We start from the raw sequence: 13,789 nt of genomic DNA, 5'->3' as shown, positions 1-13,789 counted from the left end.
ATCAATAAACCCCGCCGTCATAACCCTTTGCCAGTGCCGGGCGGATGGCCTGAATGAATGCGCTGGCCTGACGCATCATCATGCCCATGTCAGAGGCCACTGCCACAAACGCATAGCCGGAACTGATAAAGCTCGAGACCATCTCCGGGGTGGGCCCGACAATGCCACAAGGCACGCCAATGGCCTGGCAACGCCGCGCCACGTCGGCGATCACGTGCTGCACCTCTGGATGAGCCAGATTGCCGATATGTCCCATGTTTGCCGACAGATCACCGGGGCCAAGAAACAGCGCATCCACGCCGGGCACGGCAGCAATCTCCTCAAGCGCAGCCACGGCCTGCGGCGTTTCCAGTTGAATAATGGTGAAGACAGAGTCGTTCGCCCGCTTAGCATAATCGGTTGCAGTGCCATAGCCACTGGCCCGATGGACTGCAGCAAAGCCACGTGTGCCAAGCGGAGGATATTTGGCGTTGCTGACCGCCTGCCGCGCAGCTTGCGCGCTGTCGACAAAGGGCACCATCACGGTCTGGGCGCCAAGGTCCAGGGCCCGCTTGAACAGAACTGGGTCGTTTGCCGCCAGGCGTGCTACCGCGCAGGCATTGGTTCCCGCGATAGCCTGCAATACATGCAGGGCATCCTGATCGTCAAGCGGTACATGTTCCAGATCTACCAGCAGCCAATCAAAGCCGGCGCGTCCCATTGCTTCAGCGGTACTCGACGTACCGGACATGAGCCAGGTGCCTAGCGGCGCCCCTGGCTGAGCAAGGCGGGCGCGAAAAGGGTTTTCTAGCAGATCAGTTGCTGCGGGCATACATACTCCTGTTGTCGTTAATGCAAATGCAATGGTTTAAATCAATAAATGGGCGGTTCTGGCGTCTTCTCGTTTCCGGCCAGGGAAGTGAAATCACAACCGAGATTGGCTTGTGTCACTTCGTGTTGGTAGATGCGTGTGAATCCGCGCTTATATGGTTGCTCCGGGGCGCACCATTGAGCGCGGCGCTGCGCCAGTTCGCTGTCGGAAACCAGGACATCAAGTGTTCTCGCGCTAATGTCCAGCCGAATCAGATCGCCTGTACGCACCAGTGCCAAAGGACCGCCCACGGCCGACTCCGGCGCTATATGCAATACACAAGTGCCATAATGGGTGCCGCTCATGCGTGAATCAGACAGACGGACGATATCGCGAACCCCCTGTTTTAACAGCTTCTTCGGGATAGGCAGATTGCCCCATTCCGGCATACCCGGCCCGCCAACAGGACCACCATTGCGCAGCACCAGGACTGTATTCTCGTTCACGTCCAGATCCGGATCGTTGATGGCTGCCAGCATGTCGGCGTTGGAATCAAAAACCAGTGCAGGGCCGGTATGTCGCAACAGGGCTGGGGTCGCTGCAGAAGGTTTGATCACGGCGCCATCCGGACATAGATTGCCCCGCAACACGGCCAATGCCATACCAGCCTCCGGACATTCCGGTGAGGCGGGAATGACCGGGTTGTCCAGCGTGCGGATCACATCGTCATCGGAACTGACTTGTCCCTCGATATTGGCACCCAGTGTCGTACCGGTGCATGTAAGGGCATCCAATTGCAAATGCGCCCGAATACGCTGCAGTAATGCGGGCAGGCCACCTGCGTAGTAAAAATCTTCCATCAGTTTGTTGCCTGAAGGAAACAAATTGGCCAACACCGGCACCTGGCGTGCCAGTGCATCGAAATCATCAAGGCTCAATTGAACGCCGGCTCGCCCGGCCATCGCCGGCAAATGGACAGCTGCGTTGGTGGAACCCCCCAGCGCCATCCAGGTTGCAACCCCGTTGAGGAACGCGTCACGGGTCAGAATGCGAGAGGGGCGCAAGTCTTCCCAGATCATGGCGACAATGCGCTGACCGCAGGTCCACGCCATGCGGGTATGTGCTGCATCCATGGCTGGCAGGCTGGTTGAACCAGGCAGGGCAAGCCCCATAGCCTCGACGATGGAAGTCATGGTGCTGGCCGTGCCCATCGTATTGCACGTGCCAGGCGCGCGGGTCATCCGGGCTTCCAGACTAATCCATTCAGGCTGGTCGATGTTGCCGATGGAGTATTGCTCCCAGTATTTCTTGGTGTGCGTTCCCGCCCCAACTGCCTGTCCCTGATAACGATCATTCAGCATGGAGCCAGCCGGGCAGAACAGTGCGGGCACATCCATGGACATTGCCCCCATTACCAGGCCCGGCGTGGTTTTATCACAGCCGCCCAGCAACACCACGCCATCCAGGGGAAGACTGCGGATCAACTCTTCTGCCTCCATGGCAAGAAAATTGCGATACAGCATGGTCGTGGGCTTGACCATGACTTCTCCAAGGCTCATGGCCGGTAGTTCCAGCGGATATCCACCGGCCTGCAGTACGCCGCGCTTGATCGCCTGTGCGCGATCACGCAGATGCGCATGGCACGGCGACAGATCACTCCAGGTATTGAGAATGCCGACAATCGGGCGGCCCATGAATTCTTCACGTGAGAGCCCCTGCTGCTGCATGCGCTGACGATGCGCAAAGCCTCGAATATCATCGCTCGCAAACCAGCGCTGGCTGCGTAATTGGTGTAATTTTTTTTGCACAACAATACCTCAATCAGTCTATTTGAATACCAGCATCGCGAACCTGCTCACCCATCACCTTTGTGTCTTTTTGCAGTAAATCTGCAAATTCCTGCGGTGTGGAAGACAGCACTTCGTACCCCTGTTTTTCCAGTGGTTGGGCAAACGCCTCTGATTGCAGGATCGCCACAATGTTCTGGTTCAGTTTCCTGACGATTGCCTCGGGCGTCCCGCTGCGAACCAGAATGCCATTCCAGACGCTGGAGATCACGCCAGGAACACCCGCCTGCTCAAACGTTGGCACGTTCGGCAATACTTTGGATCGTGTGGGTGCCGCAACGGCAAGTATCCGGATCTTGTCCGAATCGGCATAGCCGACCACCGCAGGCAGATTGATAAACATCGTGGGCAGCGACCCACCCATGACATCGGTGAGGGCCGGAGGGGCTCCCTTATATGGGACATGCATCAATTTTGTGCGGCTCTGCTTCTGGAACAACTCCCCTGCCAGATGCATGGAATTGCCGTTGCCCGCAGATCCGAAGGGGATACGACCCGGTTCACGCCTGGCTGCCTTGATGACATCCTCAACACTTTTGTATGGGGTGCCAGAGCCCACAATTAACACATTTGGCATTTGGTGCGTCAATGTCACCGGTTGCAAATCCTTGATCGGGTCGTAACCCATGTCTTTGTACAAATGCGGGTTCACGGCCAGGGTGCTGGTCGACCCCAGCAACAAGGTATAGCCATCGGCAGGCTGCTTGGCGGCGTAGGCTGAGCCAATATTACCGTTGGCGCCGGCACGGTTGCTGACCACGACAGACTGCCCCAGACGCTTTCCCAGCTCCGTAGCCATGCTGCGGGCGAACTGATCAGCCACCCCGCCCGCCGGGTACGGCACGACAAATGTGATGGGCTTTTCGGGATACTTATCTGCCTGGGCGTGCGCAGGTGAAAAAAGTATCATGCCTGTCAGCAGCACAGCCATGGTATAGCTTCGACGAACCAGGTTGGTTGGGTTCATGTTGTCTCCTTGCTTGTTATTGGGTCAGTTCACAGGTGAAATAAGACATTTGCCATTGATGTGCCGCAAAATATTGTCCACCACGAGTGCAGCCATGGCCTGGCGGGTTTGCACGGTGGCACTGGCAATGTGAGGGCTAAGGACCGTGGATGCTGACTGGGCCAGTGCTTCTGGCACTTGCGGCTCATCGTCAAAGACATCCAGCGCCGCTGCGCCCAGTTGGCCGCTTTCCAGACAGTCAATCAGCGCCAGCTGGTTTACAACAGACCCGCGAGCGATATTAACCAGTACGCCTTCCGGGCCCAGCGCCTCTAGTTCGACCCGGGACACCAGATGACAGGTGTCGGCGCCGCCAGGTGTGGCCACAATGAGCACGTCTGCCCATCCAGCCAGCGCCAGCACAGTCGGAAAATAGGCGTAGGCAACCCCGTCCTGTTGCCGTCGGCCCGTGTACCCGATCTGGGTATCAAATGCGGCTGCGCGTCTGGCAATCAGATGGCCGATACGACCCAGACCCACAATGCCAACTTTTGAACCCCAGAACCGCCTGGTCAGTGTAAATGCCCCCTGGCGACGCCACTTGTTCTCGCGCACATACCGGTCTGCCGCCGGCACTCGCCTGAATGCCGCCAATGCCAATGCCATTGCAAAATCGGCCACATCGGCCGAGAGAACGTCTGGCGTATTGATAACGCGAATCCCCCGGGCATCAGCCCAGCCCAAGTCAATGGCGTCGTACCCTACCCCGTTACACGCGATGAGCGCCAGATTGGCCAATGTGTCACGGCACGGCGGCGGCACGCCAACCATGCCGTTGGTAATCAAGACCAGCACTCCTGAGCCGTGCTGGGCGCAAAATGCCTCGGGCGCCGGCAAGGATTGCCACTGCACAATGTCAAAGTATTCCTGCAAGGGCTCAAGTGCTTCCTGCGAAAACGGTGTGACAACAAGGAGAATGGGTCGGATCATAGGTGTAGGCAGTCACGGGAATACATTTAGCCGGGTTGGGATGTTACCGGTAACTGTTACCGGTAACATTGATATAATTGTAGGGCGTTGGTCAAACAACACGCCATTGGGATAAACCATGACTCAAAAACAAACATCACGTACCACGCGTCGCAAAGCAGGCTCATACACCATCCATGACGTGGCCGCTCTGGCCGGCGTTTCCTCCATTACCGTTTCGCGCTACTTCAATTCGCCGGAAAAAGTCTCCGTGGCCTTAAGGGAACGCTTGCGTGAAATTATCGACCGGATCGGCTATGTGCCCAGCCAGGTGGCTGGCGGGCTGGCTTCGGGACATGGACGGGTGGTTTGCGCAGTCATGCAAAACATCGCCAGCGCAACCTTTGCCGATCTGGTCAAGGGTATGACTGACGAACTACAGGCGTCGGGATTGCAACTGCTGCTGGCCAACGCCCAGTATTCACAGGAACTCGAAGAACAGGCAATCCGCACTTTTGTTGGCTGGCACCCCACCGCCCTGATCCTGACCCGCCACGACCACACTCCGGCGGCCGAGGCCATGCTGCGCGCCCTGAACATCCCCGTGATCGAAGCCTGGGGACTGGTACCGGGGCGGCCGTTTCATCAGGTGGGATTCCCACATATTGAGACAGGCGCCATTCTGGCCAGGCACTTTCTGGAGCAAGGCGCCACCCGGATTCAGTTTGTCATGTCGCACACCACTGAAGATTTCCGCGCCAAACAACGCGCGCAGGGGTATGCCCAAGCCATGGCGAGCGCGGGCCTGAAAGCGGACGTGCAGGTTATTGCGCAAGACGACGAATTTGAGGCCGGGGCCATGGGCATAGAAGCGTTGTCCCGTTTAGCAGCCAACTGCCGGCCCCAGGCGCTGATTTTTGCCAATGACAACATGGCCGCTGGCGCCATATTGCACGCCCCTGCATGCAATCTTGTCCTGCCCCGCGATTGCGCGATTGCGGGGTTTGGCGATGCATCCATTTCCGCAAGACTGCGGCCTGCCCTGACGACCCTGCGTCCGGCACGCTATCAGATTGGCCAGCATGCAGCCCGGACTGTGCTGCAGCAGTTGACGCTCGGGCCGGCACGCGACAACACCGTCGTTGAAGACCTGTTGCCATGTGAACTGGTCATCAGGGAAAGCAGCCAATTGCATTTGTAATGGCGCATTGATTCACGGTTTGGTTAGGGCCCGATGTCGTGCTGCAGACAGGGCAGCGGGCTTTTTACATCTACCGAAACGCGTCGAAAGCCCACGCAGGGCTCGCGGTGCGAAGTAAGCCTATCGCAGGCGATAGACTTGGACAAAACCTTGAGCGAACCCATCTTATAAACACGATAAGCTGCCATCGCAAATGCAATTTGCTGGCATCTACCAAGGTTCGCTCATCACAGATAGAATGCTAATATCGATACATTGCTAAAAATAAACTGGATTGAACACAGACCAATTCTGCAGTTCAACGACGAGAACCGAGCTGTAATTGCTCGTCACAATCGGAGGAAGACAACATGGCATCAACTCGACGGCGTTTCATCGCCTCTCTTGGCGCGATCTCGCTGGGCGGGCTCGGATTACAGTCACCCACAGTGCTGGCCCAGGGCGCTATAAGCGACTATCCCAACCGCCCTATTAAAATTATTGTTCCGTTGGCGGCAGGCGGCGGCGGTGATAGAACAGCACGCCGAATTGCCATGATGCTGACAGATCGTCTGGGCGTACCAGTCGTCGTGGAAAATCGCCCCGGAGCCGGCGGCAGTATCGGAACGCACGCAGCGATCAAAGCGCCAGCAGATGGCTATACACTTGTCATGCTGTCAAGTAGCCACACCTGTAATGCCGCATTGCGCGAACTCCCTTTTGATTCCATCAATGATATTGAGCCCATCACCTTATTCAAACGAGAGTCACTGATTCTCATTGGGAACCATGACCTGCCAGTTAAAAATTTCGGCGACCTTGTCCAATGGGCAAAACGCGAGCCTGGCAAAATCAGTTATGGCTCCTCGGGCGTGGGCGGAATCACACACCTGAGCATGGAGCATCTGGCAGACCTGGCCGGGATCAAGCTCAATCATATCGCTTACAAAGGGACGGGCGCCGCGTTGCAAGACACGATTGGTGGCACGATCAAGCTCATGCTCTCATCAGTGGCCATCGTTGTACCGGTAGTGCAGGAAAACCGTGCGATCGGCCTTGCCATTGCCGATGACCGTATTCCTGCTCTGCCGGACGTTCCCAATTTCAAGGAAGCCGGCGTCCCGGACTTCAAGTCCGATCTTTGGCATGCCGTGGCGGGCCCCAAGGGAATTCCGGCAGAAATAGTGGCAAGACTCAATACCGAACTCAAAGCCATCCTGGCGCTGCCACAAATGAAAGCAGATCTGGCCCAGGAAGGCAGTCAGCCGGTTGGCAGCAGCCCACAACAGTTGCTTGAGGCAATCAGACACGACATTGCCCAATGGAAAGAGACGATCCGCAAGGCTAATATCAAGGCGAGCTGACTTTCATGCGACACATACAGTCTGAAAATCACTCAAGCGCTCATGCCTTGGGGTCTCTGCGCGCGCGCTGTTATCAACAGTTCAGTTCCGGTAACCGGCAGTTTGGATATTACTCGTTGTCTGCATTGGCCGACGAGGCTGGCGCACCGCTGCAATCACTGCCTTTTGCAATCCGGATCATCCTGGAAAACCTGTTAAGGCATGCCGATCGCGATGACGTGGGAGAAACACTAAGCAAGCAGATTTTGACTAACTATCCCGATCGGGTCGGACGAGATACTGTGCCCTTGATGCTGGCACGAATCCTGGCCCAGGATGTCAGTGGCATACCCGCTCTAATCGATCTGGCGACCATGCGCGACGTCGTGGCCCAATCAGGAGGAGATCCGGCCACCATCAATCCCCGGATTCCGGTGGACCTGATTGTGGATCATTCCCTGGAGGTCGATCATGCAGGTAGCAATGCGGCGCTGGATCTGAATGTAGCACTTGAATACTCTCGGAATCGCGAACGTTATACCTTCCTGAAGTGGGCACAGGAGAACGTCGACAATCTTTCTATTGTGCCACCTGGTGCTGGCATTCTGCATCAGATCAATCTGGAGCATATGGCGCGCGTGGTTTTTATCGATGACAGCCAAAATCCACCATTGGCTTATCCCGATACGCTGGCCGGTACCGACAGCCACACAGCAATGATCAATGCCATTGGCGTACTTGGCTGGGGAGTGGGAGGCATCGAAGCCGAAGCTGCAATGCTCGGTGAACCGCTATCCTTTATCCTGCCGCCCACAGTGGGCGTGCGTTTGATAAATGCGCCATCGGCCGCAGTAACTGCAGCTGATATAGTCCTGACACTTACGCGGCGGCTGCGCCAAGCTGGCGTTGTCGAAAGCTTCGTGGAGTTCACCGGTCCCGCACTCGACTCATCGGCACTGACACTGGAAGACCGCGCCACCCTTTCCAATATGTCCCCCGAGTATGGCTCAACCTGTGCCTTCTTTCCTGTCGATGCCGTTACGTTGGATTATTTGCGGCGTTCGGGGCGTGATGCAGCCACAATTGCAATGATAGAGCAGTACTGCAAGCTGCAAGGGCTGTGGCGTGATGCACAAACGCCTGAGCCCGTGTACTCCAGGGTAATTGAATTCGATCTGGCACTAGTCCGCTCCAGCGGCGCCGGGCCTCGCAGACCGCACGACCATGTGGCGTTGGCAGATATTCCCGAGTCGTTCCTGTCGGTTTGTCCCAAGGCTGCAAGCACCCCATCTTCGGCAACGGCGAATGCACAATTCAGTCACGGCGCCGTGATATTGGCAGCCATCACAAGTTGCACCAATACCTCCAACCCAGCGGCCATGATCGCTGCCGGTTTACTCGCAAGAAACGCGCTTGCCAAAGGCTTGCGTTCCAAAGAATGGGTCAAGACGTCGTTCACACCTGGATCCAGGGTGGTCAGCAGCTATTTGCAATCGAGCGGACTGCAGTCTCACCTGGACGAGATGGGCTTTCATCTTGTCGGATTTGGCTGTGCTAGTTGCGGCGGCGGATCCGGTCCGCTAAGGCCCGATATCCAGACGCTTATCGAAGACAAGCAATTCATGGTATCTGCCGTGCTATCCGGTAATCGCAATTTTGAGGGCCGAATTCATCCTCTGGCCCGCGCTAACTATCTGGTATCCCCGGCACTGGTGGTTGCCTATGCGATCGCTGGCACGGTCCGCATTGACCTGACACGGGAACCACTTGGGACGACACACAATGGCGCACCCGTATTTCTGTCGGATATCTGGCCGGACAACACTGAAATCAGGAAAATAGCTCAGGATCACGTCACGCCTGAACACTTCGAAAGCCAATACGCCGGTATCAGCACAGGCGATGCCAGGTGGCAGGCTTTACCCTCCGGGGGAACCACGCTATACGAGTGGGATGACAACAGCACATACATCCGCCGACCGCCCTATGTGGACGATCGCCCCCCGGCAACGGAACGCAGCTTGCATAATGCCGCGCCGCTACTGATACTGGGCGATAGCGTCACTACCGACAACATCTCTCCCGCTGACGCGATCCGCCCGGGCACTCCTGCGGGTGATTATCTGCTTTCCTGCGGCGTTTCTCCAGCTGCGTTGCATACTTTCATAGCTCGCAGGGGCAACCATGAAGTCATGATGCGTGGCACCTTTACCGGTGGCCGTCTGCTCAATGAGCTGTTGCCGGACGGCCCGGCCGGATGCACCGTCATTGAGCCAGCGCGCCAAATTGCATCGATTTACGACGCAGCGATGCATTATTTATCCAATCATATACCCGTGGTGGTTGTCGCCGGCCTGGAATATGGAACCGGCTCCTCACGTGATTGGGCGGCCAAAGGCACGCGCCTGCTCGGCGTGCAGGCAGTCCTTGCAGAAAGCTTTGAACGTATCCATCGCTCCAATCTGGTCAACACTGGTGTGTTGCCCTTGCAGTTTGAACCGGGGGTTACTCGTCACACCTTGGGTATTACCGGCGGCAGCAGACTGGATATTGAAATACCTGACCACATGGAGCCACTAAGTTGGGTAAACGGTCAAATACATACCAAAGGAGAGGTAAAACAGTTTCGTCTGCAGGTGCGATTAAATACAACGCATGAAGAAGCTGTCTGGCGCAAGGGCGGCATACTGCCTGCAATGCTGGATCAGAAATCGGGCACAAGATAGCACCCACATTTGTAGACAGCGCGGCATTTGCGCCTTGCTCCAACCGGTAAATATGATCAGCGTCTGGCAGACATGGCCATTCTAATCGCCAGCCCCGCCAGCACGGTACCCATCAGCCAGCGCTGGACCACCACCCAGGTCGGGCGGGTGGCCAGGAAAGAGGCAATGCTGCCGGCTAGAATGACAATCAGCATATTTACACTGATGCTGACAGCAATCTGCACGGATCCGAGCGCAAGCGATTGGACCAGAATGCTACCTTTTTCCGGATCAACAAACTGCGGAAGCAGGGAAAGATACATGACTGCGATTTTGGGATTCAGCAGGTTCGTCAGAAACCCCATCAGAAACAGTTTTCTGGGGCTATCGGGTGCCAATGTTTTCACTTGAAATGGTGATTGACCACCAGGACGCACCGCCTGCCAGGCCATGTAGAGCAAGTATAGGGCGCCGCCATAACAGAGCGCTTCGTAGGCGTAAGGGACAGCAAAAAGCAAGGCGGTAATACCCAATGCAGCGCTGACCATATAGAAGATGAAGCCGAGCAGCACGCCCAGAAGGGACATCATGCCCGCACGCCGCCCCTGGCATATCGAGCGCGACACCAGGTAAATCATATTGGGCCCGGGGGTAAGCACCATACCCAGGGAGACCGCAGCAAAAGCAATGATGGTGGTAATTTCCGGCACGATAGTTCCTTTTGAGGTGAGCGCGTATGCAAATCGTACTGCAGAACAATCTGTCCCTGATTTAATATGACAGCCGCAATCAATAAAACATGCCGTGCCTGCGCCAGTTGCGCACAATTGTAATTGCGCAAGATTACACTCGAGTACTATCAAGCTGGCCTCGCAATGATCTTCATTGCTGCGGCAACTGATTTAAATTACAACTATTACGCAATCAGCTGACGTATATCCTGCTGCAATTGCGGTAACACTTCATCGTCGAACCATGTGTTCTGCTTAAGCCATCGATTGTTGTGCCAGGACGGATGGGGGAGCGGATAGATGCGCAAAGAAGGATCGGCCAGATAGTATTGACGCCAAGATCGCACCGTTTCCGTGACTCCCTGGCGCGCCACATGCGGGCCCAGATGCCAGCGCTGCGCATAGCCACCAATCGTTAACAGCAATTTCAGGTTAGGCAAGCGGGCAAACAATTGCGTGCGCCATATTTGCTTGCACTCACGCCGTGGCGGCAGGTCGCTGCCATCGGCTCGGAGTCCGGGAAAACAGAATCCCATGGGAATAATGGCGACACGGGAATCGTCGTAGAAGCTCTCGTCAGATATCCCCATCCATTGCCTGAGTCGGGCACCGGATGCGTCATTGAACGGGCGTCCGGTTTCATACACCCGCGTACCGGGCGCCTGACTGGCAATACAGATGGATGCAGTCTGAGATACCTGGATAATGGGGCGCGGCTCAGGATCCATGGCCTGCCCATAAAGAGGCTGATCATGACAAACCCGACAACTGCGAATCGCCTTTATATATTGTGTGAATGAACGGCCATCGCCATTTTTTATCGAATTGTTCATACCTGCCATGCTCTGGATCTGCAATGCGGTCGTATTATGGTCCGAGCTACACATCCAAGGAGGATCAAGTCAAAATAGGTTTGCACAGCCCTCTATATGCTGTATATAAAAACAGCATTACCGACTTTAAAACCAAGAAATATCTTAAAATAGAACGATTAGAAATAAGATACTAGCTGAATTAACGGCAAAAAATGGCAATCAAACTCAAACCTGAAGTGGAAGAACAGCTAATCGGCTCATTGCGCCGCTATTGGAAGCAAGAAGAAGATGCGGAGTTAGGTGAGCTTCGCGCAAAATTGTTCTTAAAGTACATCGTTGACGAGGTTGGTCCCTGCATCTATAACCAAGCGATACGGGATGCACAAGAATACATGCAAGAAAAGACAATGGACATGGAAATATCTTGCTATGCCGAGGAGTTCAACTACTGGGCCAGCCGAAAAAAGAAACCGCGCTCTTAGACAGGCTGCGTTTTTTCAGCACCCCAAACCGTTTTATCGTCGAATCCTGAAACTCTTTGACCAACCAGATTACGCCCGCAAGCCGTTTACGCACACGAAAAATACGGAACAACTTGCATTTACGCACAGTCCCTAGCCTGCGGCTGCCGCACTTGCCCGCGTAATACAGGATCTAAATATTAATTATTCAGCCGCAGCTACTGTTCACCCGTACGCTCTGATCGTTGTTGCAGAACAGCTCAAACGTGTATTCTGGCATAGACGGTGGCCTTTCCCGTCATGCCGGCGGTGACTGGCTGGGCGAGCGCCATGGCGGTACAGCAAAAGGTGGCGATCACGCATGATCCGATAAACCCGCTTATGATTAACCTGATATCTGCGACCGCTCGGCGCAATATACGGCCCGGATGCGGGTACCTGTAAGGGGTCGGATCACGCGGTCTCGCTCATAACGACGGGGTATCGCGATTATTCATGTTGCTCGGTCAAAGCATCCGTGGCAGCACATCGATCGCGTTAGATGATTTTCTGTGGATATAGACCATGCCAATATGACCGACCACCAGTGCCAGCAACGTCCAACCAAGTTCGCCGTGCAGCAGCCCGGCCAGATCGATCATCCATTGGTTCTTTTGGCCGGTGGGCTCCATCAGCGAAATACCCAGATAAGAAAACGGGCGGTCCGATCCGTAGGTGCGCAGTAGTGCCAGCGCCGGAATGGCCAGCATGAGCGCATACAATATGCTGTGCCCCAGTCCCGACAATGTGGACAGCGAAGGCGGCCGGCGGGAAATATTGAGCGCCGCCCAAATTACTCTGAAAACGCCCAGACAGAACACGGTAAACCCCATGACCGAGTGCGTCGGCCATAACGTATCTGTAATAGGCGTTTCATCTGCAAAATAATGCAACGCCGCGGTAAAAAACATCCAGGCAAAACCCAAAGCCATGAGCCAATGCAGAGCCCGAGAAACCAAACCATATTTTTCTGATGAATCAAACAGCGACAATGAATACCTCCATTCATAAAAAATTAAATGAGCTGTTACCCAGGCATGCGCCGTATCTGAAGTAAACGTAATGGCTGCATGCAAGCAGCTCAGTTGCGGCCAGTATTGTGAAAGCAGGAATCAGGACGTATCACTTCCTGTTTGCCAGATTGCTAGAGGCAAAGCAGCAAAAGCGCAAGCAATGATAAATACTTCAGTACATCAATACGCCAGCGGCGGCATGAGTATGGGACAGCATCGTTGAGACGATTAATTGAAAATTCAATCTTATCGTATTTATATCTTATGCATGTGACGGCCGTTTTGATATCGATCAACAAATATTTCAATTGACTACCCCAGTATGGGCTGGTAATCGCTAACCAGTATTTTTTTGACTGGTTTAAAATCAAATCAATGGTGTGATACTGTCCCACTCGGTTTTTTTCCATGCAGGATTGCCAATGCTAGCTATAAAATTCGTTGTCCGCTATATGGCAGATCATGATTTATCTCTTGTCACCGCGGAATCGTGTACAGCAGGGCTGATCGCCTCGACCCTATCGGAGGCACCCAACGCAGGCAAGCTGCTGGACTGTGCATTTGTCACGTATACGGTTGCCGCCAAGCAGCGGTTATTGAATGTGAGCGCTGAAACGATTGAAAGATTCAATCTTACGAGTGAGCAGGTGGCTCGGGAAATGGCAGTTGGCGCGCTGGCTCGAAGCTCAGCCGGCGTTGCCGTGTCCAATACGGGGGTAGTGGATAACATTGATCCTGCCATCAAGGCAGGTACGCAATGCTATGCGTGGGCGTTCAGACAAACCGACGATGCGCCGGCAATCGTCTTCAGTGAAACCAGGCGATTTACCGGCAGTAGTCGAAAAATCCGCAAGCACAGCGCACTATATGCGCTAAGTCGCATTCCCTTTTATGCGGTACAGGTCTCTGGAAAATCTGCATAACGGCCTGCCCTTTCAAGCACGAGCGCC

At 55.0% G+C, this 13,789-nt stretch carries 12 protein-coding genes; 5 read left to right on the top strand and 7 right to left on the bottom strand.

What is annotated here, in order from left to right; all coding sequences use genetic code 11:
• Position 1: 1 nt before the first annotated feature.
• Genes EV681_RS01190 through EV681_RS01175 form a run of 4 tightly spaced genes read right to left on the bottom strand, consistent with a single transcriptional unit; the run spans position 2 to position 4,573 of the window.
• Positions 2-811, bottom strand: coding sequence for an HpcH/HpaI aldolase family protein (locus EV681_RS01190; RefSeq protein ID WP_128393549.1), 810 nt, complete (start codon positions 809-811; stop codon positions 2-4).
• Positions 812-852: 41 nt separating this feature from the next.
• Positions 853-2,598: an L-arabinonate dehydratase gene (gene araD / locus EV681_RS01185; RefSeq protein ID WP_242612101.1), complete on the bottom strand. Its 1,746-nt coding sequence runs from the start codon at positions 2,596-2,598 to the stop codon at positions 853-855.
• Between the two features lie 13 nt (positions 2,599-2,611).
• Positions 2,612-3,604 (bottom strand): Bug family tripartite tricarboxylate transporter substrate binding protein, encoded by a 993-nt coding sequence (locus tag EV681_RS01180; RefSeq protein WP_242612100.1) that lies wholly within the window; start codon positions 3,602-3,604, stop codon positions 2,612-2,614.
• 24 nt (positions 3,605-3,628) lie between these two features.
• Complete coding sequence (locus EV681_RS01175) at positions 3,629-4,573, bottom strand: 2-hydroxyacid dehydrogenase (RefSeq protein ID WP_130303121.1); 945 nt, start codon at positions 4,571-4,573, stop codon at positions 3,629-3,631.
• A gap of 118 nt (positions 4,574-4,691) precedes the next feature.
• Here EV681_RS01175 and EV681_RS01170 point away from each other — a divergent pair, with 118 nt between their 5' ends.
• The 3 genes from EV681_RS01170 (at position 4,692) to acnA (ending at position 9,801) form a co-directional block, all read left to right on the top strand.
• Positions 4,692-5,753 carry a LacI family DNA-binding transcriptional regulator gene (locus EV681_RS01170; protein WP_128393546.1) on the top strand — a complete coding sequence of 354 codons (1,062 nt, stop codon included), beginning with the start codon at positions 4,692-4,694 and terminating at the stop codon, positions 5,751-5,753.
• A 350-nt stretch (positions 5,754-6,103) separates the two neighbouring features.
• Entirely contained in the window at positions 6,104-7,096 is a 993-nt protein-coding gene (locus tag EV681_RS01165) for a Bug family tripartite tricarboxylate transporter substrate binding protein (RefSeq protein WP_128393545.1), read from the top strand.
• A gap of 5 nt (positions 7,097-7,101) precedes the next feature.
• Complete coding sequence (gene acnA / locus EV681_RS01160; RefSeq protein ID WP_130303120.1) at positions 7,102-9,801, top strand: aconitate hydratase AcnA; 2,700 nt, start codon at positions 7,102-7,104, stop codon at positions 9,799-9,801.
• A gap of 56 nt (positions 9,802-9,857) precedes the next feature.
• On the opposite strand, the gene EV681_RS01155 is transcribed toward acnA, so the two are convergent.
• Positions 9,858-10,442, bottom strand: a complete 585-nt coding sequence (locus EV681_RS01155; RefSeq protein ID WP_423191195.1) for a LysE family translocator — start codon at positions 10,440-10,442, stop codon at positions 9,858-9,860.
• A 254-nt stretch (positions 10,443-10,696) separates the two neighbouring features.
• Positions 10,697-11,344, bottom strand: coding sequence for a uracil-DNA glycosylase family protein (locus EV681_RS01150; RefSeq protein WP_130303119.1), 648 nt, complete (start codon positions 11,342-11,344; stop codon positions 10,697-10,699).
• A 194-nt stretch (positions 11,345-11,538) separates the two neighbouring features.
• Here EV681_RS01150 and EV681_RS01145 point away from each other — a divergent pair, with 194 nt between their 5' ends.
• Positions 11,539-11,808 carry a DUF2164 domain-containing protein gene (locus tag EV681_RS01145; RefSeq protein ID WP_128393542.1) on the top strand — a complete coding sequence of 90 codons (270 nt, stop codon included), beginning with the start codon at positions 11,539-11,541 and terminating at the stop codon, positions 11,806-11,808.
• A 485-nt stretch (positions 11,809-12,293) separates the two neighbouring features.
• Here EV681_RS01145 and EV681_RS01140 read toward each other — a convergent pair whose 3' ends face one another.
• A complete protein-coding gene (locus tag EV681_RS01140) occupies positions 12,294-12,785 on the bottom strand; it encodes a cytochrome b (protein WP_278044071.1) in 492 nt (163 codons plus the stop codon).
• A 476-nt stretch (positions 12,786-13,261) separates the two neighbouring features.
• Here EV681_RS01140 and EV681_RS01135 point away from each other — a divergent pair, with 476 nt between their 5' ends.
• Positions 13,262-13,762, top strand: coding sequence for a CinA family protein (locus EV681_RS01135; RefSeq protein ID WP_242612098.1), 501 nt, complete (start codon positions 13,262-13,264; stop codon positions 13,760-13,762).
• Positions 13,763-13,789 lie beyond the last annotated feature (27 nt).

The sequence above is a fragment of the Advenella incenata genome (genome assembly GCF_004217095.1).
GTDB classification, from domain to species: Bacteria; Pseudomonadota; Gammaproteobacteria; order Burkholderiales; family Burkholderiaceae_B; genus Advenella; species Advenella incenata.
Note: the sequence above shows the minus strand (reverse complement) of the source record. Positions and strands in the feature narration are given on the sequence as shown.